Below are 22062 nucleotides of genomic sequence, written 5' to 3'. Positions count from 1 at the left end.
TGTGTGGTCATGGAGCACCGAAAGGCCACACATTCTCTGAATTTGCGCGGGGTCGCGGGGTGGCGGGGTTTGCGCGGGGTCGTGGGGTGGGGTGGGGTGGTGGGGATAGTGACGTGTCGCACAATGTCGGACAGTGCCTGGCTGGCGGCCCCGGGCGCTGATGGGTTCGTCGGACGGGCCGTGTGGGGCGGGGGTGCTCGCTAGGCTGCGCCGATGATCTTCAACCGCAGGGGGAAGCTGGCGGACCGGATCGCCGCCGTCGAGGCGGCCGTACGCGGGCGCGACGGCACCGCCATGACCAGGGCCGTGCCGAGGGTCTGGCAGGTGGCGCAGCAGGCATCCGTCGGGGAACTGGACGCGGTCCTGCCCCGGTGCGTGGCGCTGCTGCCGCAGCTCGGCACCGGGGCAGGGGGCCAGTTCTCCGTCCTCTGCGGGGCGCTGGTCGAGCTGGGCGCCCGCCCCGACCCGCTGGTCGCCCCGGTGGCCGACGGGTTCGCCGTCGCCCTCGCCGGCGCGCACCGGTTCCGGTCCGGGTGGCAGCGGGTACGCGGCGACGAGGCGCTGCCCGACCCCGAGGACCCCGGCACAATGGACGCGGCGATCGGGGTGCTGACCGAGGCGTACGGCGACGAGCAGGCCGCCCTCGACGCGGTCCAGGGCTGGTACGCGGCCGGCACCTGGGCCATGCCCGCGATCGCCCTGTTGCAACAGTCCGCCGCCGTCCGGGCCACGTTCCCGCACCGGGAGCGGCTGCTCGCGGTCGGGGCGGAGCTGGCCGGCGAGCGGCCCGACCTGGAGTGCGTCCTCGGGCTGCTGCGGGTGCTCGACGGCGAGCGGCTGCTCGTGCTGCACCGGGCGACGGGCCGGGGCTGGCGGGTCACCATCGACGGCGTGGCCGACAACTTCCAGCTGCACACCCTGCTGGCCGGGGCGCTCGCCGGCCCGGCCGAGCGGGGGCTGATCGAGGGGCTGACCGTCGACCCGTCCTGGGTCGCGGTGGCCACCGACGCCCCCGAGGACCGGTTCGGCGGCACGGTCGTCGGCAGCTTCAACCTGGTCGACGGGCACGGCAAGTGGATCTGGAACGAGGGCGCCCCGGCGGACATCCCGCTCTTCGAGGACGCCCGCGTCGTGGTCCTGGATCCGCCGCCGTACCAGCGGAGTTGGAACAACATCCGGCGGTTCCCGCTGATGTCCGCGGCGCTGACCGTGCAGGAGACCCTCGCCCCGGCCGAGGCCGCCGACTGGCTGGCCCGGGTGGCCGAACCCGCCTGACCGCAGCGTCTGACGACGGGCGGATCAGTAACGGATGTCGGCGGGGCGGTCGGACATCGGCAGCCCCGCCTCCCGCCACGCCTGCACCCCGCCGACCATGTCGGTGGCGCGGTGCAGGCCGAGCGTCCGCAGGCTGGCCACGGCCAGGCTGGAGCTGTAGCCCTGCCGGCACACCAGCACGATCTCCCGGTCGTACCCGGTGGCCTCGGGGACGCGCCAGTCGCTGGCCGGGTCCAGCCGCCACTCCAGCACCGTCCGGTCGATGACGACCGCGCCGGGCAGCTCGCCCTGTTCCCGGCGCTGCGGCTCGGTTCGGGTGTCGACGAGCAGCGCGCCGAGGCGTACCGCCTCGACGGTCTCGTGCGGGGTCAGCCGGCGGACCCCGGAGCGGGCCTGTTCCAGCAGGGCGTCGACGCCCGGGCTCATCACGTTGTGGCGCACGGCACGATCATGCCCACCGCCCGGGTGGTCCGTGCGGTGAAACGGCCTCGGTTCGACCGGACGACGTACCCGCCGTGGGCGGGGCGCCCCGGACCGCTAGCGTCGGGTCCGTGGTGGTTCCGCTCGTCGAGACGTACGCCGAACTGGGCCGGCGGGTGCTGGCCGGGCCGGCGCGGTTGGGGCGTACCCGACTGGTGGCGGTCGACGGGCCCAGCGGCGCGGGGAAGAGCGTCTTCGCCGCGCGCCTCGCGGACGCCCTCGCCGCGCTGCCCGGCGGCGGGCGACCGCCGGTGGTGCACACCGACGACCTGCTCGACGGCTGGGACGACCAGCTCACCTTCTGGCCCCGGCTGGAGGCGGGGGTGCTCGCGCCGCTGCGCGCCGGCCGACCGGGCGGGTACCAGCGGTACAGCTGGGTGCGCAGGTCCTTCCTGCCCCGCGAGGTGCCGGTGCCGCCCGCCCCCGTGGTGCTCGTCGAGGGGGTCAGCTCGGCGCGGGCCGTGGTCCGGCCCGAACTGACGCTGTCGGTCCTGGTCGCCGCGCCCGCCGAGCGGCGGCTGACCCGGGCGGTGGCCCGGGACGGGCCGGGAATCCTGCCGGAGCTGCGCCGCTGGCACGCCGGCGAGCGGGCGCACTTCGCCGCCGACCCCACCGCCGACGCGGTGGACCTCGTGGTCGACGGCGCCCCGGCGGTGCCGCACGATCCCGACCGGGAGTACGTCCGCCTCCGGGCCGGGGCCGGCCGGTGCAGGTAAGGCGCCGGGGCCGGCCGGTGCAGGTAAGGCCGGCATACCATTCCGGTCATGACCTTACCGATCATGTCCGACGCCGAGGTGCGGGCCGCCGTCGAGCGGGAACTGCCCGGCGTCCGCGCTGACCTGGAACGACTCGTCCGCATCCCCGGCATCGCCTTCGAGGGCTTCGACCACTCGCACGTGGAACGCTCGGCCGAGGCCGTGGCGGAGTTGCTGCGCGGCTGCGACCTCGACGTGCGGATCGTGCGCTCGGGCGGGCAGCCGGCGGTGATCGGTACGAGGGCCGCCCCGCCCGGTGCGCCGACCGTGATGCTCTACGCCCACCACGACGTGCAGCCGGTCGGCGACCTGTCCCTGTGGAAGTCCGACCCGTTCGAGCCGGTCGAGCGCGCCGGCCGCCTGTACGGGCGGGGGGCCGCCGACGACAAGGCGGGAATCATGGCGCACGTCGCGGCGCTGCGCGCGTTCGGCGACCGGCTCCCGGTCGGCGTGGTGCTGTTCATCGAGGGCGAGGAGGAGTACGGCTCGGACTCGCTGGAGCGGCTGCTCGCCGAGCACCGCGACGAGTTGGCCTCGGAAGTGATCGTGATCGCCGACTCCGCCAACTGGGAGGTCGGCGTGCCGGCGCTGACCACCTCGCTGCGCGGCATCGTCAACTGCTTCGTCGAGGTCCGCACCCTGGATCACGCCGTGCACAGCGGCATGTTCGGCGGCCCGGTGCCGGACGCGCTGACCGCGCTGGCCCGGCTGCTGGCCACCCTGCACGACGACGCCGGGGACGTGGCCGTGGCCGGGTTGGCCGCCCGGGAGGGCGCCTCCGTCGACTACCCGGAGGACCGGTTCCGGGTCGAGGCCGGGCTGGCCGAGGGGGTGTCGCTCATCGGCACCGGCCGGATCACCGACCGGCTGTGGACCAAGCCGGCGCTCGCGGTGCTGGGAATCGACGCCCCGACCACCGGCGAGGCCCCGAACGCCCTGGTCCCGGCGGCCAAGGCCAAGCTGAGCGTACGGCTGGCGCCGGGCGACGACCGGAAGCGGGCGTACGCGGCGCTCCAGGAGCACCTCGCCAAGCACACGCCGTGGGGCGCTCAGGTGACGGTGACGTTCGAGCACGACGGCGACCCGTGCGTCATCGACGCGTCCGGGCCGATGTTCGACGCGGCGCGGGACGCCTTCCGTACCGCCTGGGACGGCACCGAGCCGGTGGACATCGGCATCGGCGGCTCGATCCCGTTCATCGCCACCTTCCAGGAGATGTTCCCGCAGGCCGCGATCCTGGTGACCGGCGTCGAGGACCCGCACGCCCGGGCGCACGGGCCGAACGAGAGCCTGCACCTCGGCGAGTTCGCCCGGGTCTGCATGGCCGAGGCGTTGCTGCTGGCCAAGGTGGCCGCCACCGGCACGAACCGGAGTTAGGTGACGAAACGGTAACGCCCCGGTTCTGGTGGACGTTCTCGGCGTGTCGGGAGTTGGGCTGCTATAGCCTTTCGAACATGAGTACGAACGAGGTGATGGCCCGGCTTGAGGCCGCCGTCAGCGCTCTGGGGGACGTCGACGTCTCCGCGTGGCCCGAGGACACGCTCAAGGAACGGATCGGTGATCTCTCCACCGCCCTGGTCGCGCTCGACGCGGTGCTCTCCCGGGTCGCTGACGAGGTGCGCGCCCGCGGCCTGCGCATCGAGGAACCCGTTCCGGCCTGATCAGGTCGTCGCCGGGCCGGTCTGGGGGGAGCGGCCCGGCGTAGGGGGCGGCTGGGCGGCCGGAAGCGGCAACTTCCGGCGTCCGCCGCGTATCCCCAGCGGTGTCGGGGGTGGCTGGCAGGATGGGAGCGTGCGGTTCCTGGACCTTGCGGCCACCTCCGCCGCCGTGGGCGCCACCAGCGGCCGGCGGGCCAAGGTGGAGCTGCTCGTCGCCGCCCTGAAGGCGCTCGACCCGGCCGAGGTTCCGGTGGGGGCCGGCTGGCTCGCCGGCGAGCTGCGGCAACGCCAGACCGGCGTCGGTTGGGCCGGCCTGCGCGACCTGCCGCCGCCGGCCGCCGAGCCGACCCTGACCGTTCTCGCGGTCGACGCCGCGGTCGACGAGATCGCGGCGGTGCGCGGCCCGGGCTCCCAGGCCCGGCGCCGGGCGTTGCTCGACGCCCTCTTCGCCTCGGCCACCGCCGACGAGCAGCGCATGCTGCGCGGGCTGTTCAGCGGCGAACTGCGCCAGGGCGCCCAGGCGGGGCTGCTCGCCGACGCGGTCGCCCGGGCCGCCGACGTGCCGCTCGGTGCCGTCCGCCGGGCCCTGCTGCTCGCCGGTGACCTGCGCGCGGTCGCGGTGGCCGCCCTGCGCGGCGGCGCTGTGGCGCTGGCCGACTTCGGGCTCCAGGTCGGCCGCCCGCTCGCCCCGATGCTGGCGCAGAGCGCCCCCTCGGTCGACGAGGCGCTGGCCGCGACCGGCGTTCCCGCCGTGGTCGACGTGAAGCTCGACGGCATCCGCATCCAGGTGCACCGCTCCGGCTCCGACATCGCCGTCTTCACCCGCAGCCTGGACGAGATCACCGCCCGGGTGCCCGAGGTGGTCGCCGCCGTCCGGGCGTTGCCCGCCCGGGAGTTGGTGCTCGACGGCGAGGCGATCGGGCTGGACGCCACCGGCCGGCCGCTGCCGTTCCAGCAGACGTCCAGCCGGGCCGCCCGCCGCACCACGCCGAGCAGCGCCGGCCCCGTCCCGGTCGCACCGGCGGTCCTCGCCGCCGCCGGGACCACCGGCGAGGCGGTGCTGACGCCGTACTTCTTCGACCTGCTGCACCTCGACGGGGAGGACCTGGTCGACCGGCCCGGCCGGGAGCGGTGGGCGGCGCTGGCCGGGGCCGTCGACCCGACGCTGTTGGTCGGGCGGGTGGAGGTCGACGGCCCGGAGCCGGCCGGGGCTGCCTTCGCCGCAGCCCTGGACGCCGGCCAGGAGGGGGTGGTGGTCAAGTCCCTCGACGCCCCCTACGACGCCGGGCGGCGCGGCGCGGCCTGGGTGAAGGTGAAACCCCGGCACACCCTCGACCTGGTGGTGCTCGCGGTGGAGTGGGGCAGCGGCCGGCGCAGCGGGTGGCTGTCGAACCTGCACCTCGGCGCGCGGGACCCGGGCAGCGGCGAGTTCGTCATGCTCGGCAAGACGTTCAAGGGGCTCACCGACGAGGTGCTGCGCTGGCAGACCGAGCGGTTCCTCGCCCTCGCCGTGGAGCGGGGCGACTGGGTTGTCCGGGTCCGCCCCGAGCAGGTCGTGGAGATCGCCTTCGACGGCGTGCAGGCCAGCTCCCGCTACCCGGGCGGGGTGGCGCTGCGCTTCGCCCGCGTGGTCCGCTACCGCAGCGACAAGACCGCCGCCGAGGCGGACACGATCGACTCGGTCCGGGCCATCCACGCCGGTCGCCGCCCCTGACCGGTCCCGGGGCCACCCCGGCGGCGGGGCGCTGTCGGGGTGGCCCCGGGGCGGTGGCGTCGGGTCAGCGCATCGACAGGGACCGGGCGTAGTTGACCTGGTTGTTGACGTGCATGACCTGACTCTGGTCGGTGACGGGGATGCGGGCCACATACTGCCGGTGCCCGCTGGTGACCGTGACCTGCACGGTGCCCTGGTGCCGGGTCTCCTTGATCAGCAGGAAGAGCAGGCTGAAGATGGTGAGGCAGAAGAACCCGAGGATGGCGCAGACGATCGCCCAGGGGGCGATCTTCTCCTCCTTCTGCCAGTAGTCGGCGACGTGCCACTGCGCCCCGGCCAGGGGCAGCACGCCGGCGGGCGTACGGATCTCCGGCGGGGTGACCATGATCTCGCCGATCTGCACCGCCACGGCGGACGGTGTCCCGTACTGAGGGGCACCGCCAGGCGGCGGCGCCATCAGGGGCGGGTGTGGCCCGAGCCGACCGGCGTCCGGCGGCACCGGGTACTGGTCCGGCGGCGCGGAATACGGGCTGGGTGGAGCGGAGTACTGGACCGGCGGAGCGGAGTACGGGGTGGGTGGAGCCGAGTACTGGTGCGGCGGTACGGAGTGCTGAGCGGGCAGCGGCGTCGAGTACTGGTGGGCTGCCGGGATCTGGTCGCCCGCCGGGACGGGGAACGGTCGAGTGGCGGGCAGCGCGGCGGGCGGGGGAGCGGCGAACGGGTCGGCCGTGGCCGGGAACCCTGCCGGCGGGGTCGAGTACGTCGTCGACCGGGGCGGGACCGCCCAGGGATCGGCCGACGGGTGGGTCGCCGTCATCGGCTCCGACGGGTGTGCGGCCGTCATCGGCTCCGACGGGTGTGCGGCCGTCATCGGCTCCGGCGGGTGGGCCGGTGGCGGCGGCTCCGGGTGCGGCGGGGGCGTGGAATCAGGGGTCACCGTGACCCCCCACGGGAGTTGATCACCCGCGGACACTACAACGTTCCGCCGGGTCGCGGGCCCGCCGATCGTCCGGTGGCTGGTCGGACATCACTCCGAATCCTCGACATCACGTCGACCCGCGCTCGTTGGCCGGCGATGTCGCCGACACCGGGTCGATCACTGCGGCCCACGCCGCAGGGGGTCAGGTCAGGCCGGGGTGACCGGCGTGGGCTCGGCGGCCCGGTCGATCGGCTCACGCGGCTCGTCCAGCCCGGCCATCCGGCGGGCCTCCCGCCGGGCCACCCAGCCGTAGCCGAAGAGCGTCATGGCGGCGAACAGCCACCACTGCACCACGTACCCGAAGTTCTGCCAGTTGTTGGTGTGCCCGATCGGCACCGCCTGGAACAGCGGGTCGGCGGCCGGCGTCTGCTCGTCCAGCAGGACGTACGCGCCGTGCACCGGGTAAGGCAGCTCGCCGGCCAGCCGGGGAACGGCGATCCGGCGGGTCTCCAGCCGGCCCGCGCGTCGGTCGATTGCCCCGCCACCGCTCTCGGTCGGGTGCACCCGACCCACCACGGTCACCTCGCCCTGCGGCACGGGTGGAAGCTGCGGCTGGGCCGTGGCCCCGCCGGGCGCCGGCGGCACCCAGCCCTGGTCGACGAGCACGGCCGTGCCGTCGGCGAGGATCAGCGGGGTGACCACCTCGAAGCCGACCCGGTTGTCGACCGTCCGGCCGCGCACCAGGACGACGTTCGCGGTGTCGTACCGGCCGGTCGCGGTGACCCGGGTCCAGGTGGCCTTGTCGGCGGGGGCCGGGCCGGCGGTGCCGGCGCCCCCGCTCGGCGCGGGCACGGCGTCCCGCAGCGGCGCCGGGGTCATCCGCTCGCCGGCGTCGATCCGTTCGTTGATCGCCGTCCGGCCCCGGTAGCGGTCCAGCTGCCAGTTGCCGAGCAGCACCATCACGGCCGCAGCGACCAGGGTCAGTGCGAGGATGCCCAGCCAGCGTGGCGTCAGAAGGAACCGGTACACGCGTCGAGGCTACCCGTATGACAGCCACCACAGCCCCGCGGCAGCCCACCCCGACCCAGCGATCGCTCTTGATCAAGAGCCGGGCCGGGCCGGGCCGAGCCGGGGTCAGCCGACTATTGCGTCGGAGGGTGGGGTGAACTGGCGGGTGGGTTGGCCCTTGAGGGCGTCGCGGAGGGTCTGGGCCACCGCGTTGACCGGGATCTGGGACTGGCCGTCGCCCACCGCGTTGAACGGGTTGTCCGGATCGGCGATGAAGCTCGCCGCCGCCAGCTCCGGGGTGTATCCGACGAACCAGGCCGCCCGGGTGCTGTCCGTGGTGCCCGTCTTGCCGGCCACCGGCCGCCCCACGGTGCCCCGCACGCTGTCCGCCGTCGACCAGCCCCCGCAGCCGCCCTTCGCGGGGGTGTCCCCGGTCGGGCAGCGGGCGGCGTCGGTGGCGGCCCGGGCGGCGTCCGCGTTGACCACCTGCCGGCAGCGCGGCTTGGCGACCTCCCGCGTGATCCCGCCGACCGTGGTGTACGTCGTCGGGTTGCCGTCCCGGTTGCTGATCGACTGCACCGGCATCGACTCGCAGTACCGGCCGTCCGCGGCGATCGCGGCGTAGGCGTTCGACATCTCCAGCGGCGTGGCGTCGGAGACGCCCAGGGTGAACGCGCCCCACTTCTTCGCCTTGCCGGGCGACGCCTGCTCCCGGTCGACGTCGGTGCGCCAGCGCAGCCCGAGCTGCTCGGCGAGCCGGACCGCCGCGTCGGCCCCCACCTTCTCCTCCAGTTGGACGAAGTACGTGTTCACCGACTTGCCGAAGCCGGACCACATGGTCTGCCGACCGGTCATCGCGCCGCTGGCGTTGGACGGTGCCCAGCCGTCGTAGATCGCCGACTGGTACCGGTACGGCGAGTCGTACGCGGTGGACAGCGGCATGCCCGCGTTGAGCGCGGCCAGCATCGGGAACATCTTGAACGTCGACCCGGCCTGGTACCCGGGCAGGTCGCCGCCGCCGAGCAGCGGGGCCACCGTGTTCGGGTAGTTCGCCTTCACCTTCGGGCCGGCCTCCGGGTTCGAGCTGAGCCCGTTCTCGCTGACGTCGAGCGAGTAGTTCCGGTTCACCGCCATGGCCTTCACCCGCCCGGTCCCCGGTTCGGCGAGCACGATGCCGTTGGCGAACGGGCTGCCGGTGCTGTCCTTGGCCCCGACGTTGTTCTCGGCCGCCTCCTGCATCTTCGGGTCGATGCTGAGCACGATCCGGTAGCCGCCCCGGCGCAGCTTGTCCATCCGTTCCAGCCGGTTCTCGCCGAACGCCGGCTGCGCGCTCCACCAGTTCTTGAGGTAGTCGCAGGCGAAGCCCCAGCTGGTGTACTTCTCGGGCAGCGAGGCGCAGTCGTTCGGCGGGTCGGTCAGCCGTAGCCGGATCGGCTCGGCCTTCGCCGCCGTCGCGGCGTCCGACGAGAGGTAGCCGAGCTGGGTCATCCGGTCGAGCACGTAGTTGCGCCGCCCGGTGGCGTCCTTCTGGTCGGAGGTGACGGGGTCGTACTCCGACGGGGACTTGACCAGGCCGGCGAGGGTGGCCGCCTCGGCCTGGGTGAGGGTGGCCGGCGTCTTGGAGAAGAAGATCTGCGCGGCGGCGTAGACGCCGTACGCCCGGTGGCCGAAGTACGCGGAGTTCAGGTAGCGCTCCAGGATCTGCTCCTTACTCAGCTCCTTCTCCACGTCCAGGGCCATCCGCATCTCCTTGACCTTGCGCAGGCTGGTCTGCTGGGTGGCCTCCTGGACCTCCTTCGGGGTCCGGGCGCTGTCGCGCAGGGCCATCCGGACGAACTGCATGGTCAGGGTCGACGCGCCCTGGGACACCCCGCCGGAGCGGGAGTTGGCCACGAAGGCCCGGGCCACGCCCTTCGGGTCGACGCCGTGGTGCTGGTAGAAGCGGCTGTCCTCGGCGGCCACGATGGCCTGCTGGATGTTCGGGGACATGTCCGACACCTTCGTGTAGCGCCGGTACTCCTCGTAGAACATCGTCAGCACGGTCCTGCCGTCGGGCGCGTACAGGTAGGAGGTCTCGGCGGGCAGCGCGTCGCGCAGGATGTTCGTCTTCTGCTCCACGGCGTGCGCGGTGGCCTTGGCGCCGAGCCCGGTGACGGCGGCCAGCGGGTAGAGGGCCCCGGCGATCACGATGCCCGCGATCAGCCCGGCACGCAGGAGAGGGACGAGACGGCCAGCGCCAGCAAGGGGTCGATTGCTCACAGGGTCAAGCTATGACATTTCCGATTCGGAAATGAGAAGAACTCATAAACGGGAAGGCGGGTTGGCGGGTGGTGACGCTGCCCACCCCGGGATGCGCTGTCCCGCACGGCGGCTTCCCGGCAGGATCGCGGACATGCGTGCTCAGCTGGCTTCGACGACCCCCACCCGGGATGAGCCGGACCTTGGCCACCACGGGGACGCCGAGGTCGGCGACGGCCTGGTCGACCTCGCGGTCAACGTGCGGCGGGCCCCGATGCCGGACTGGCTGGCCGAACCGATCACCGCCGCGCTGGGCGACCTGGCCGCGTACCCGGACAACCGGGCGGCTCGGGCGGCCGTCGCCGGCCGGCACGGGCGTCCCCCGGAGGAGGTACTGCTCACCGCCGGGGCGGCCGAGGGGTTCGTGCTGCTCGCCAGGGCCCTGACCGGGGTGCGCCGGCCGGTGGTCGTGCACCCCCAGTTCACCGAGCCGGAGGCCGCGCTGCGGGCCGCCGGGCACGACGTCGAGCGGGTGCTGCTCGACCCGGCCGAGGAATTCCGGCTCGATCCCGCCCGGGTGCCGGCCGACGCCGACCTCGTCATGATCGGCAACCCGACCAACCCCACCAGCGTGCTGCACCCGGCCACCGACGTCGCCGCGCTGGCCCGTCCCGGCCGCGTCCTCGTCGTCGACGAGGCCTTCGCCGACACCACCGCCGCGCCCGGAGTGCCGGGGGAGCCGGAGTCCCTGGCCGCCCGCCGCGACCTGCCCGGCCTCGTCGTGGTGCGCAGCCTCACCAAGACCTGGGGGCTCGCCGGGCTGCGGATCGGCTACCTGCTCGGCGACGCCGCCCTGCTGGCCCGGCTGGCCGCGGCGCAGCCGCTCTGGGCGGTCTCCACCCCGGCGCTCGCCGCCGCCACCGCCTGCGCGTCCCCGGCCGCCGTCGCGGCCGAGCGCGCGATCGCCGTCGGGCTGGCCGCCGACCGCGACCACCTGGCCGCCCGCCTGTCGGCCCTGCCGGGGGTACGCGTCGCGGGCCGCCCGGCCAGCGCGTTCGTGCTGGTCCACCTGCCCGGCGCGGCCGAGGTGCGGCAGCGCCTGCGCGAGCGCGGCTGGGCGGTACGCCGGGGCGACACCTTCCCCGGCCTCGGCCCCGACTGGCTGCGGGTGGCCGTACGCGACCGGGGCACCACTGACACGTTCACCGCGGTACTGGCGGAAATCCTGGAGGCATGATGCTCGAGTCCACGATCGCGGCGATTCGGCCGCTCGACGAGCCGGCGATGGTCGCCGCCGGTGAGCTGCACGGCCGGCTGACCAAGCCGGCCGGCTCGCTCGGTGCCCTGGAGGAGCTCTCCGTCCGGCTGGCCGGCCTGGCCGCCGCCTGCCCCCCGCCGCTGCCCGAGCCGGCAGCCGTGGCGATCTTCGCCGGCGACCACGGCGTGCACGCCCAGGGGGTGACCCCCTGGCCGCAGGAGGTCACCGCGCAGATGATCAACAACTTCCTGGCCGGCGGGGCGGTGGTCAACGCGTTCGCCCGGCAGGCCGGCGCCTCGGTCACCGTGGTCGACGTCGGCGTCGCCACCCCACTGCCGCCCGTCGCGCCCGCCGCGCAGTCCGGCGCCGCGACCGACGGCAGCGGGGCGCACTCCGCCGCGCCTCGCCTCGTGTCGGCGAACGTGCGGCGCGGCACCCGGGACCTCGCCGTCACCGCCGCCCTCACCCGCGACGAGGCCCGCGCCGCCGTGGAGACCGGCATCCGGATCGCCCGCGAGCTGATCGACGCCGGGGCGGGCATCCTGCTCACCGGGGACATGGGCATCGGCAACACCACCCCGGCCGCGGCGCTGGTCGCCGTGTTCACCGGCGTCGACCCGGCCGAGGCGACCGGCCGGGGCACCGGGGTGGACGACCCGACGTACGCCCGGAAGATCGACGTGGTCCGGGCGGCGCTGGCCCGGCACGCCCCCGACCCGGCCGACCCGCTCGGCGTGCTCGCCGCAGTCGGGGGCCTGGAGCACGCCGCCCTGGCCGGGCTGATCCTCGGTGCCGCCGCTCGCCGGGTGCCGGTGCTGCTCGACGGGGTGATCGCGGTCAGCGCCGCGCTCGTCGCCGCCGCGTTCGCCCCGGACGCGGTGGGCGCGATGGTCGCCGGGCACCGCTCGGCCGAGCCGGGTGCCACGGCCGCGCTGCGCCACCTCGGGCTCGATCCGCTGATCGACCTCGGGCTGCGCCTCGGCGAGGGCACCGGCGCGCTGCTCGCCCTGCCGGTGGTCACCGGCGCGGTCCGGGTGCTGCACGAGGTGGCCACCTTCGACTCGGCCGGGGTGGCCGAGAAGTGAGCAACCCGTACCCGCTCGGGCTGCGGCTGGCGGGCCTGCGGGTGGTCGTGGTGGGCGGGGGTGCGGTGGCCACCCGGCGGGTGCCGGCGCTGCTCGACGCGGGCGCGGACGTCCTGCTGGTCTCGCCGGAGCTGACCCCTGCCCTGCGCGCCCACGTCGACGCCGGCCGGCTGCGCTGGGAGCCGCGCCGCTTCGCCCCCGGCGACCTGGACGGTGCCTGGCTGGTCCAGGCCGCCGTCGACGACCCGGCCGCCGCGGCCGTGGTCAGCGACGCCGCCGCCGAGCGCCGGATTTTCTGCGTCCGCGCCGACGACCGGGCCGCCGCCACCGCCTGGACCCCGGCCGTCACCCGGCACGGCCCGGTCACCGTTGCCGTCCTCGGCGGCGGCGACCCCCGCCGGGCCATGTCGGTCCGCGACGCCGTCCGCGCCCTGCTGAGTGCCGGCCAACACCCCGGGGCGACGCCCCCGGCGGCGCAGGAGGGCGCTGGCGGTGCCCCTCGGCGGAGCGGGGCGGTCGAGGGGGGCGGGCCGGCCGCCGGACGGGTGGCGCTGGTCGGGGCCGGGCCGGGCGACCCGGAGCTGATCACCGTGAAGGGGTGGCGGCTGCTGACCGAGGCCGACGTGGTGGTCGCCGACCGGCTGGTGCCCGGGCTGTTGCTGGACGAGCTGCGCCCCGACGTCGAGCTGGTGGACGCCTCGAAGATCCCGTACGGGCCGTCCCGGGCCCAGGAGGAGATCAACCGCATCCTCGTCGACCGGGCGTTGGCCGGCGCGTTCGTCGTCCGGCTCAAGGGCGGCGACCCGTACGTCTTCGGTCGGGGCGGCGAGGAACTGCTGGCCTGCGCGGCGGCCGGGGTGCCGGTGACCGTGGTCCCCGGGGTGACCAGCTCGATCGCCGCCCCCGCGGCGGCCGGCGTTCCGGTCACCCACCGGGCGGTGGCGCACGACTTCACCGTGGTCTCCGGGCACCTCGCGCCCGACTCGCCGGCCTCCCTGGTGCGCTGGGAGGCCCTCGCCGGGCTGCGCGGCACGCTGGTGATCCTGATGGGGCTGAAGAACCTGGCCGCGATCACCGAGACCCTGATCGCCCACGGTCGCCCCGCCGGGACCCCGGCCGCCGTCGTCCAGGAGGGAACCACCGGCGGCCAGCGGAGCCTCCGGTCGACCCTCGGCGCGGTGGCCGCAGACGTGCTCGCGGCGGGCCTCCGCCCGCCGGCCGTGGTGGTCGTCGGCGACGTGGTGGGCACGCTCGACGGCTGAGCCGGCCGGAGCGGGCGGGAACGACCGACGGCCGGAGCGGGCGGTGCCGCTTCGGCCGTCGATCGTCGGCGGGCCGGGTCTGCCAGCGGTTGTCAGGCGCGGTTGTTGACGCTCACCGGCCAGGAGCCGGTGGGCGGCGACCAGCCCTGGAGCGTGGCGGGGATGCCCACCCGGGTGTTGCAGTTGATGACCTGGAAGTGCAGGTGCGCCCCGGAGGCGTTCCCGGTGGCACCCGACGAGCCGATGATCCGGCCCTGCGGGACCCAGTCACCGGTGTTGTAGATCGCCTGGTTCAGGTGGATGTAGTGGGTGCACTGGCCGTTCGAGTGCCGGATCATCACCTCGATGCCGTTCCCCGGGTACACCGACCAGTCCGAGATGAGGACGGTGCCGGCCTGCGCGGCGGAGACCTCGTACCACGCCGGGAGCCCGAAGTCCCAGGCGTACTCGTTGTAGGGGCCGACGTGCGAGTAGGTGCCCTCCGGCCCCTGAGTGACCCGGTAGGACTCACCCGCCGGGTAGGGCAACTCGTAGTAGTAGTTTGCGGCCGAGGCGGGAGTGGGTCCGACGACCACGACCCCGGCCACCACCAGCACCGCGCTCAGCGCCGCGCCTACCCCACGCAGGGCCTTCGTCGCTCTGTTCACTACGGCATCTCCGTCCTGGCAACCCGATAGAAATCCGGCCTCGTCGATGCCGATGCCGCCGCCGCAGCTAAACAGGACGACAGGTGGGTGTCAATGAGTCGCGGGGTGCTACTGGGGTGGGGACAGTGGTAGGGGTACCGCCGCCGCATACGCGAAGGCGGCCGGAGACGGGTGGTCTCCGGCCGCCGTCGCGGTCAGGTCACTGCTTGAGCATGTTGTCCAGCAGCAGGGCGCAGCGGATCAGGCCGAGGTGGCTGTACGCCTGCGGGTGGTTGCCCAGCCCACGCTCGGCCAGCGGGTCGTACTGCTCGGGGAGCAGCCCGGTCGGGCCCGCCGTGTCGATCATCTGGGTGAACAGCTCCTCCGCGTCGGTGCGCCGACCGGTGCGCAGGTACGCCTCGATCAGCCACGCCGTGCAGATGTGGAAGCCGCCCTCGCGCCCCGGCAGGCCGTCGTCCCAGTGGTACCGGTAGACGACCGGGCCGCTGCGCAGGTCCGCCTCGATCCGGAGCACGGTGGACAGGAAGCGCGGGTCGTCGCCCGGGAGCAGCCCGGACAGGCCGATCCACAGGGACGAGGCGTCCATGTCCTCGTTGCCGTACGCGACGCTGTACGCCTCCACGTCGGGATGCCAGCCGTGCTCCAGCACGTTGGCGCCGATCCGGTCGCGCAGCTCCACCCACTCCGCCCGGTCCTCGCCGCCGTGCTGGCGCACCACGTGCAGCGCCCGGTCGACGGTCATCCAGCACATCACCTTGGAGAAGATGTGGTGCCGCGGGGGGAGGCGGGCCTCCCAGATGCCGTGGTCGGGCTCGTGCCAGCGGCGGCGGACCGCCTCGACCATGTTCTCCAGCACCCGCCACTCGTCCTCGCGGACCGAGCCCCGGGCGTCGGCGACGGCGGCGATCAGGTCGGCGATCGGGCCGAACACGTCGAGCTGGAGCTGGTGGTTGGCCAGGTTGCCGACCCGCACCGGCCGGGAGCCGGCGTACCCGGGCAGGGTGTCGATGACCGCCTCGGCGCCCAGCTCGTACCCGTCGACCGTGTAGAGCGGGTGCAGCCGCTCGGGGTGGCCGCCGGTGCGCTCGATGCAGCCGTCCACCCAGCGCAGCAGCCCTTCGGCCTCCTCGATGGAGCCGAGGTCGACCAGCGCCCGGGCGGTCATCGCCGCGTCGCGGAGCCAGCAGTACCGGTAGTCCCAGTTCCGGACGCCGCCCAGCTCCTCCGGCAGCGACGTGGTCGCCGCGGCGAGGATCGAGCCGGTCGCCTCGTGGCAGAGCCCGCGCAGGGTCAGCGCGCTGCGGGCGACCAGTTCCCGGGCGGTGGCGGGCAGCCGCAGCGAGGCCACCCAGTCCTTCCACGGCTGCTCGGCCATGGCCTGCCGCTCCTGGACCGGCAGCCGGTGGTGCTCCAGGCTGTGCGTGGCGAAGCGCAGCTCCAGCACGACCTGCCCGCCGGCGGCGGAGAGGTCCACGACGGCCTTGGCCGTCTCGTACCCGCCGTCGTTGCTGACCTGCCACTGGACCCCGGGGGAGTAGAGCGCGACCGGCTCGTTGGAGCCGAGCACCAGCAGGCCGTCGCCGACCGGCTGGAGCTGGGTGGCCACCTGGCCGAACTCGGGCCGGGGGGCGAACTCCACCCGGACCCGCCCGGAGCCGGTGAGCACCCGGACCAGGGTCGAGTCGCCGGTGACGACTGCCGGGCCGTCCGGGGTGGTCTCCCTGGCCGGCTTGTCCAGCCAGTCGGTGACCGTGAGGCCCGACCAGCGGGTCTCCACGGTCATCGTGCCCGAGCGGTAGCGCTGGCCGAGCGGGATGCCGCCGCGCTCGGGGGCAACGCTGAAGTGCCCGGCGGGGCTGCCGCCGACCAGGTCGGCGAAGATCGCCGCCGAGTCCGGCTTGGGGTGGCAGAGCCAGGTGACCTTGGCCTCGGGGGTGAGCAGCGCGACGGTACGCCCGTTGGCGAGCATCGAGTGCCGCTCGATCGGCACGGCCCGCTCGCCGAAGAGCCAGTGCCGCCGGGTCTCCAGCAGCAGACCGAGGGCGCGGGCGGCCTCGATCGGCTCGGCGACCCGGTAGTCGGCCTTCGTGTCCCCGATACCGATCTTGATGCCCATGTCGGGGCCGTGCAGGTTGCCGAAGGCGTTCTCGTCGGTGACGTCGTCGCCGATGAACAGCACCGCGCTGGCCGAGAGCTGGGTGCGGAGCTGGTCGACGGCGGTGCCCTTGTGGGTCGCCACCACCGACAGCTCGATGACCTCCTTGCCCTGGGTGACGGTGACGCCGTCCCAGGTGGCGGGGCCCTTGCGGACGGCCTCGACGGCGGCGGCGGCCACCTGCGGGTCGAGCCCGCGGGTGTGCACCGCGACGCTCGCCGGCTTGCGCTCCAGCCGGACCCCCGGGTGGGCGCTGGCGATCTCACGCAGCGCGTCGCGCAGCCGGGTGCGCACGGCGATCAGCTCGGGGGAGAGCCGCTCGACGAAGCCGATGTCGAACTCGGAGCCGTGGCTGCCGACGAGGTGCACCTCGCTGGGCAGCCGGGACAGCGCGGCCAGGTCGCGCAGCGCCCGGCCGGAGACCACCGCGACGGTGGTCTGCGGCAGGGCGGCGAGCGCCCGGACGGCGGCGACGGACTCGGGCAGCGGCACGGCCTTGCTCGGGTCCTCCACGATCGGCGCGAGGGTGCCGTCGTAGTCGCAGGCGACGAGGAGCTGGGGGACCCGGGCTATCCGGCCGATTGCGGCCCTAAGCTCCGGATCCAGCACTCCGGCGGCCGAGGCCGCCCCGTCGTGGACGGACGTGTTCACGCAACCTCCGAATCAGGCACACCGAGCTCGGTGAGGAACGACTTCGCCCAGTGCCCCACGTCGTGGGTACGCAGGTGACGCTGCATGACACGCATGCGTCGGCGGGCCTCGGGCTTCTCCACGTGCACGGCCTTGAGCAACGCGTCCTTGACGGCGTCAGGGTCGTGCGGGTTACACAGAAACGCCTGGCGCAGCTCGGTGGCGGCGCCGGCGAACTCACTGAGCACGAGCGCGCCGCCCTGGTCGGCGCGCGATGCGACGTACTCCTTAGCCACCAGATTCATTCCGTCTCGAAGGGGGGTCACCATCATCACGTCGGCGGCCACGTACATCGCCGCCAGTTCACTGCGACTGTACGACTGGTGCAGGTAGTGCACCGCAGGCACGCCGACCCTGCCAAATTCGCCATTAATTCGGCCAACTTCGCGTTCGACCTTGACTCGTAGCGCCTGGTAGTGCTCCACCCGCTCGCGGCTCGGCGTGGCAACCTGCACCATAACCGCGTCCGGAACTGTCAACTTTCCGTCAGCAAGAAGTTCGCGGAAGGCCTTGAGTCTAAGCTCGATGCCCTTCGTGTAGTCCAGACGGTCGACTCCGAGGATGATCGTCTTGGGATTGCCCAGCTCCTCGCGGATCTGCTTCGCCCGGGCCTGGATCGCCGGGTCCTCGGCCAGCCGCTCCATCTCCTTCGTCTCGATGGAGATGGGGAAGGCGCCCGCCTTCACCTGCCGGCCGTCGACCTGGATCATCTGCCCCTCGTAGCGCAGCCCGAGCAGGTGCCGGGCCAGCCGGACGAAGTTCTGCGCGGCCAGCCGCTGCTGGAAGCCGACCAGGTCCGCCCCGAGCAGCCCGCGCAGGATCTCCGCGCGGAACGGCATCTGCATGAACAACTCGATCGGCGGGAACGGGATGTGCAGGAAGAAGCCGATCCGCAGGTCGGGGCGCAGCTCGCGGAGCATTGCCGGCACCAGCTGGAGCTGGTAGTCCTGCACCCAGACCGTCGCGCCCTCGGCCGCGACCTCCGCCGCGGCCTCCGCGAACCGCGCGTTGACCAGCCGGTACGCCTCGCGCCAGCGGCGCTTGTACGCCGGGGTCTCCACCGCGTCGTGGTAGAGCGGCCAGATCGTCGCGTTCGACTGGCCCTCGTAGTAGCGCTCCAGCTCGTCCGCGCTCAGCGGCACCGGGTGCAGCCGGATTCCCTCCAGGTCGAACGGCTCGGGGGCGGCGCCGGTGCCGCCGGCCCAGCCCACCCACGTGCCCTGGTGCTCCGCGAGGACGGGGTGCAGCGCGGTGACCAGACCGCCGGGGCTGCGGCGCCACTGCCGTCCCTCCGGGGTGTTCACCTCGTCGACCGGTAGTCGGTTCGCTACTACGACAAAGGAACTACGGACGGTCACGTTCGGCCACCTCCGGGTGCTGGCGGGTCCACCGCGATGAGCGTACTGAGCGTAGCTGCGGCGTCTGGTGCCCCGTGCCGGAGTTACCTACCCGTCCCACGACCGCCGAACCGTGAAGGTGATCACGCAGGTCAAGCCCGGTCGGAGGCCGATGGTCGGCCACTGCGCGGGCAGTGCCTCGGCCGGGGCGACACGGACGTGTGCGGCAGGGCGACGGGCACTTCCGGCATCTCCCACTGGGCGGGCGACCGTAATTCGCCCTGCCGTGCCCTGCGACGCGGCTCGCGGGCGTACCCCCGGGCGGGGTGATGTGGGCGGAGCGGGTCGAACCTGTCAGGATTGACGATGGCCTGCGTTGTGGCCGGCCCCCGGCCGGCGGCGGCGAGCGGCACCCGGAGCCGCGCCGCGTCCGCACCCCGCAAGCTTCCAGATCACAACCTACGGAGGTAGCCCGCACCGTGGCCCAGTACATCTACGTCCTGGAAAAGGCGCGCAAGGCGCACGGCGACAAGGTCGTGCTCGACAACGTGACGCTGAGCTTCCTGCCGGGGGCCAAGATCGGTGTGGTCGGCCCGAACGGCGCCGGTAAGTCCAGCCTCCTCAAGATCATGGCAGGGCTGGACAAGCCGAGCAACGGCGAGGCCCGGCTGATGCCCGGCTACACCGTCGGCATGCTCGCCCAGGAGCCCCCGCTCAACGACGCCAAGACCGTCCTCGGCAACGTCGAGGAGGCGGTCGCCGAGACCAAGGCCAAGCTGGAGCGGTTCAACAAGATCGCCGAGCAGATGGCGACCGACTACTCCGACGAGCTGATGGAGGAGATGGGCAAGCTCCAGGAGGAGCTGGACCACCTCGATGCCTGGGACGTCGACTCCAAGCTCGAACTGGCCATGGACGCGCTGCGCTGCCCGCCGCCGGACGCCGACGTGACCCAGCTTTCCGGTGGCGAGCGCCGCCGGGTCGCGCTCTGCAAGCTGCTGCTGGAGGCGCCCGACCTGCTGCTGCTCGACGAGCCCACCAACCACCTGGACGCGGAGAGCGTCTCCTGGCTGGAACAGCACCTGGCCAAGTACGCCGGCACCGTCATGGCGATCACCCACGACCGGTACTTCCTCGACAAGGTGGCCGGCTGGATCCTGGAGCTGGACCGTGGCCGGGCCATCGGCTACGAGGGCAACTACTCCACCTACCTGGAGAAGAAGGCCGCCCGGCTGGCCGTCGAGGGCCGCCGCGACGCCAAGATGAAGAAGCGCCTCACCGAGGAGTTGGAGTGGGTCCGCTCCAACGCCAAGGCGCGGCAGACCAAGTCCAAGGCCCGCCTCGACCGGTACGACGAGATGGCCAACGAGGCGGAGAAGACCCGGAAGCTGGACTTCGAGGAGATCCAGATCCCGCCGGGCCCGCGCCTCGGCAGCACGGTGATCGAGGCGCAGAGTCTGAGCAAGGGCTTCGGCGACCGGCTGTTGATCGACAACCTGTCGTTCTCGCTGCCGCGCAACGGCATCGTCGGCATCATCGGCCCCAACGGCGTCGGCAAGACCACGCTGTTCAAGACCATCGTCGGGCTGGAGCAGCCGACCGACGGCGAGGTCCGCGTCGGCCCCACCGTCTCGCTGTCGTACGTCGACCAGAACCGGCAGGGCCTCGACGGCGACAAGAGCGTCTGGGAGGTCGTCTCCGACGGCCTGGACTACCTCATGGTGGGCAAGGTCGAGATGCCGTCGCGGGCGTACATCGCCGCGTTCGGCTTCAAGGGGCCGGACCAGCAGAAGCCGACCAAGGTGCTCTCCGGCGGCGAGCGCAACCGGCTCAACCTGGCGCTGACCCTGAAGATCGGCGGCAACGTCATCCTGCTCGACGAGCCGACCAACGACCTGGACGTGGAGACCCTGTCCAGCCTGGAGAACGCGCTGCTGGAGTTCCCCGGCTGCGCCGTGGTCATCTCCCACGATCGGATGTTCCTCGACCGGGTCTCCACGCACATCCTGGCCTGGGAGGGCGACGACCAGAACCCGGCGAAGTGGTTCTGGTTCGAGGGGAACTTCGAGGCGTACGAGAAGAACAAGATCGACCGCCTCGGCGCCGAGGCGGCCCGCCCGCACCGGGTGACCTACCGCAAGCTCACCCGTGACTGACCGGTTCGTCTACCACTGCACGCTGCGCTGGTCCGACCTGGACGCGTACGGGCACGTCAACAACTCGCGCTTCCTCACCCTGTACGAGGAGGCGCGGGTGGCGTTGATGTTCGCCGGCGGCCGGGCGTGGGGGGTGGGCTCGTTGGCCGACGGGGTAGTGATCCGCCGGCACGAGGTCGACTACCTGCGCCCGGTCGACTACGCGCTGGGCCGGGCCACCGCGGAGGCCGCCCCCACCGTGCGGATCGAGCTGTGGATCGAGGAGATCCGGGCGTCCCGGTTCACCGTCGGCTACGAGCTGTACGACGGCGACGTGCTGGCCAGCACCGCCCGCTCGGTGCTGGTCCCGTTCGACCTGGCCGCCAAGCGGCCCCGGCGGATCACCGAGGAGGAGCGGGCCTTCCTGCTCGCGTACGCCCCGGGCGTCGGCGCGGCCGGGGCCCCGGCGTGAGCGGCGCCCCGGCCCGCCCGCCCGGGCCCGACCTGGCCGGGGGCGGGCACGGGCTGGTCGGGGTGGCCGACGCGGGCGCGTTCCTGGCCCGGCTGGTCCGGCTCGACCCGGCGGCGCTGGTCCGGCTGCGTCCGGCCGGCCCGCCGGCCCCGCCGGAGGCCGTCCCGCCGACCCCGCCCGGCGTGCCGGCCGCCCCGCCCTCCGGCCCGGTGGCCGGGGCGGCGTCGGCCGGCCGGACGGTCCTCTGGGCCCGGCTGCCGTGGGGTGTGCTGGCCGCCCGGACGGTGGCCGGGGCCGGTCGCGGCGACGTCACGGTCGCCGCCCGGGAACTGCTGGCCGCGCTGGCGGCCGGCGAGGACGCCCTGCCGGCCCGGCGGGACGCGCAGTGGCGCTGGCCGCTGCCGCCCTCGACGAGCCGGCCGGTGGAGGTGTTGCCGGCCGGGGAGCTGTGGCGGATCGCCGAGGCGGCGGCGGGGACGCTGCGCGACGCCGCAGCCCACGGCGTGGGTGGCCGGGCGGTGGGGCAGCGGGTGCTGCGGGACGCCCTGCTCGACCACGTCGCCGTGGTGGTCACCCCGGACGATCCGCCCGGCCCGCCGGTCGAGGTCGCCCAGCGGCTGGTCCAGGGACTGGTCCGGATGGGCTTCCTGGGCCGCCCCGACCCCGGTGTCGACACCCCCGTGGCGCCCGTCGCCGGGGCACCCCTACCCCTTGCCGTCGGGGCCACCCGTGGCGACGTTCAGGTGCGAGTGGCTGGGCAATGGGTCAGCCTGGTGGGACCATACGGAGCCGTATGGTCGCAGAAGGTTGCTGATCTTGCCGTCACGCCACTCGGGGCTCATCCGAAAGTATGACCCCTATTCATTCTTCTGGACCGGTGCTGTCGTTGGGGGGATGCTTCAACCCGGCTGTCCGGGTACCGTCCATCCTCGGATCCAACGCACCGTAGGCGACTGGATCCGCTGGGGAGTGAG

16 protein-coding genes and 2 pseudogenes are annotated in these 22062 nt (G+C 73.7%); 11 read left to right on the top strand and 7 right to left on the bottom strand.

Going from position 1 to position 22062, the window contains the following annotated elements; all coding sequences use genetic code 11:
* The first annotated feature begins 213 nt into the window (after positions 1-213).
* The gene (locus GVV04_RS04565; RefSeq protein WP_161684825.1) at positions 214-1275 is read left to right on the top strand and encodes a hypothetical protein; all 1062 of its coding nucleotides are present in this window, start codon (positions 214-216) and stop codon (positions 1273-1275) included.
* A 24-nt stretch (positions 1276-1299) separates the two neighbouring features.
* On the opposite strand, the gene GVV04_RS04560 is transcribed toward GVV04_RS04565, so the two are convergent.
* Positions 1300-1701, bottom strand: a complete 402-nt coding sequence (locus GVV04_RS04560; protein WP_161686653.1) for a rhodanese-like domain-containing protein — start codon at positions 1699-1701, stop codon at positions 1300-1302.
* On the opposite strand from GVV04_RS04560, the pseudogene GVV04_RS34300 reads away from it, so the two are divergent.
* The 4 genes and pseudogenes from GVV04_RS34300 to GVV04_RS04540 all read left to right on the top strand — a co-directional run bounded on the left by GVV04_RS34300 (position 1636) and on the right by GVV04_RS04540 (position 5882).
* Positions 1636-2593, top strand: a pseudogene (locus GVV04_RS34300) (uridine kinase family protein). The gene GVV04_RS04560 and the pseudogene GVV04_RS34300 overlap by 66 nt on opposite strands.
* Positions 2535-3887, top strand: a complete 1353-nt coding sequence (locus tag GVV04_RS04550; RefSeq protein ID WP_201753052.1) for a dipeptidase — start codon at positions 2535-2537, stop codon at positions 3885-3887. The pseudogene GVV04_RS34300 and the gene GVV04_RS04550 overlap by 59 nt, the downstream one beginning before the upstream one ends.
* 77 nt (positions 3888-3964) lie before the next feature.
* The gene (locus tag GVV04_RS04545) at positions 3965-4171 is read left to right on the top strand and encodes a hypothetical protein (protein WP_161684819.1); all 207 of its coding nucleotides are present in this window, start codon (positions 3965-3967) and stop codon (positions 4169-4171) included.
* 130 nt (positions 4172-4301) lie between these two features.
* Positions 4302-5882, top strand: a complete 1581-nt coding sequence (locus GVV04_RS04540) for an ATP-dependent DNA ligase (RefSeq protein WP_161684817.1) — start codon at positions 4302-4304, stop codon at positions 5880-5882.
* A gap of 64 nt (positions 5883-5946) precedes the next feature.
* On the opposite strand, the gene GVV04_RS04535 is transcribed toward GVV04_RS04540, so the two are convergent.
* The 3 genes from GVV04_RS04535 to GVV04_RS04525 form a co-directional block, all read right to left on the bottom strand.
* The gene (locus tag GVV04_RS04535) at positions 5947-6819 is read right to left on the bottom strand and encodes a hypothetical protein (protein ID WP_328822212.1); all 873 of its coding nucleotides are present in this window, start codon (positions 6817-6819) and stop codon (positions 5947-5949) included.
* A 189-nt stretch (positions 6820-7008) separates the two neighbouring features.
* Entirely contained in the window at positions 7009-7830 is an 822-nt protein-coding gene (locus tag GVV04_RS04530; protein ID WP_161684815.1) for an SURF1 family cytochrome oxidase biogenesis protein, read from the bottom strand.
* Positions 7831-7935: 105 nt separating this feature from the next.
* Positions 7936-10068, bottom strand: a complete 2133-nt coding sequence (locus GVV04_RS04525) for a transglycosylase domain-containing protein (RefSeq protein WP_161684813.1) — start codon at positions 10066-10068, stop codon at positions 7936-7938.
* Positions 10069-10201: 133 nt separating this feature from the next.
* Here GVV04_RS04525 and cobC point away from each other — a divergent pair, with 133 nt between their 5' ends.
* From cobC to cobA, 3 genes are read left to right on the top strand one after another with little or no spacing between them, the layout of a single operon-like run.
* Positions 10202-11284 (top strand): Rv2231c family pyridoxal phosphate-dependent protein CobC, encoded by a 1083-nt coding sequence (gene cobC / locus GVV04_RS04520; protein ID WP_161684811.1) that lies wholly within the window; start codon positions 10202-10204, stop codon positions 11282-11284.
* Positions 11284-12390, top strand: a complete 1107-nt coding sequence (gene cobT / locus GVV04_RS04515; protein WP_161686649.1) for a nicotinate-nucleotide--dimethylbenzimidazole phosphoribosyltransferase — start codon at positions 11284-11286, stop codon at positions 12388-12390. The genes cobC and cobT overlap by 1 nt, the downstream gene beginning before the upstream one ends.
* Positions 12387-13652 (top strand): uroporphyrinogen-III C-methyltransferase, encoded by a 1266-nt coding sequence (gene cobA, locus GVV04_RS04510; RefSeq protein WP_161684809.1) that lies wholly within the window; start codon positions 12387-12389, stop codon positions 13650-13652. The genes cobT and cobA overlap by 4 nt, the downstream gene beginning before the upstream one ends.
* A gap of 92 nt (positions 13653-13744) precedes the next feature.
* Here cobA and GVV04_RS04505 read toward each other — a convergent pair whose 3' ends face one another.
* From GVV04_RS04505 to GVV04_RS04495, 3 genes are all read right to left on the bottom strand, one after another.
* Positions 13745-14299 carry a M23 family metallopeptidase gene (locus GVV04_RS04505; protein ID WP_201752956.1) on the bottom strand — a complete coding sequence of 185 codons (555 nt, stop codon included), beginning with the start codon at positions 14297-14299 and terminating at the stop codon, positions 13745-13747.
* 199 nt (positions 14300-14498) lie between these two features.
* Positions 14499-17105, bottom strand: a complete 2607-nt coding sequence (gene otsB, locus GVV04_RS04500) for a trehalose-phosphatase (protein WP_161684807.1) — start codon at positions 17103-17105, stop codon at positions 14499-14501.
* Positions 17102-18502, bottom strand: a complete 1401-nt coding sequence (locus tag GVV04_RS04495) for an alpha,alpha-trehalose-phosphate synthase (UDP-forming) (protein WP_161684806.1) — start codon at positions 18500-18502, stop codon at positions 17102-17104. The genes otsB and GVV04_RS04495 overlap by 4 nt, the downstream gene beginning before the upstream one ends.
* Positions 18503-18960: 458 nt before the next feature.
* Between GVV04_RS04495 and ettA the strand changes: the two genes are divergently transcribed.
* The 3 genes and pseudogenes from ettA to GVV04_RS04480 all read left to right on the top strand — a co-directional run.
* On the top strand, positions 18961-20637 hold the full coding sequence (gene ettA / locus GVV04_RS04490; protein WP_161684805.1) for an energy-dependent translational throttle protein EttA: 1677 nt from the start codon (positions 18961-18963) through the stop codon (positions 20635-20637).
* Positions 20630-21088 (top strand): acyl-CoA thioesterase, encoded by a 459-nt coding sequence (locus GVV04_RS04485; protein ID WP_161684804.1) that lies wholly within the window; start codon positions 20630-20632, stop codon positions 21086-21088. Before ettA ends, GVV04_RS04485 begins: the two co-directional genes overlap by 8 nt.
* Before the next feature lie 230 nt (positions 21089-21318).
* Positions 21319-21942 (top strand): annotated as a pseudogene (locus GVV04_RS04480) (hypothetical protein); the annotation flags it as partial.
* Positions 21943-22062: the final 120 nt, after the last annotated feature.

Source organism: Micromonospora rubida (assembly GCF_009908295.1).
GTDB classification, from domain to species: domain Bacteria; phylum Actinomycetota; class Actinomycetes; order Mycobacteriales; family Micromonosporaceae; genus Micromonospora; species Micromonospora rubida.
Note: the sequence above shows the minus strand (reverse complement) of the source record. Positions and strands in the feature narration are given on the sequence as shown.

Excerpts from the sequence above, each read along its gene's own strand:
- GVV04_RS04565 (WP_161684825.1), top strand. The coding sequence starts at position 214 with ATGATCTTCAACCGCAGGGGGAAGCTGGCGGACCGGATCGCCGCCGTC.
- GVV04_RS04560 (WP_161686653.1), bottom strand. The coding sequence starts at position 1,701 with ATGAGCCCGGGCGTCGACGCCCTGCTGGAACAGGCCCGCTCCGGGGTC.
- GVV04_RS04550 (WP_201753052.1), top strand. The coding sequence starts at position 2,535 with ATGTCCGACGCCGAGGTGCGGGCCGCCGTCGAGCGGGAACTGCCCGGC.
- GVV04_RS04545 (WP_161684819.1), top strand. The coding sequence starts at position 3,965 with ATGAGTACGAACGAGGTGATGGCCCGGCTTGAGGCCGCCGTCAGCGCT.
- cobC (WP_161684811.1), top strand. The coding sequence starts at position 10,202 with ATGCGTGCTCAGCTGGCTTCGACGACCCCCACCCGGGATGAGCCGGAC.
- cobT (WP_161686649.1), top strand. The coding sequence starts at position 11,284 with ATGCTCGAGTCCACGATCGCGGCGATTCGGCCGCTCGACGAGCCGGCG.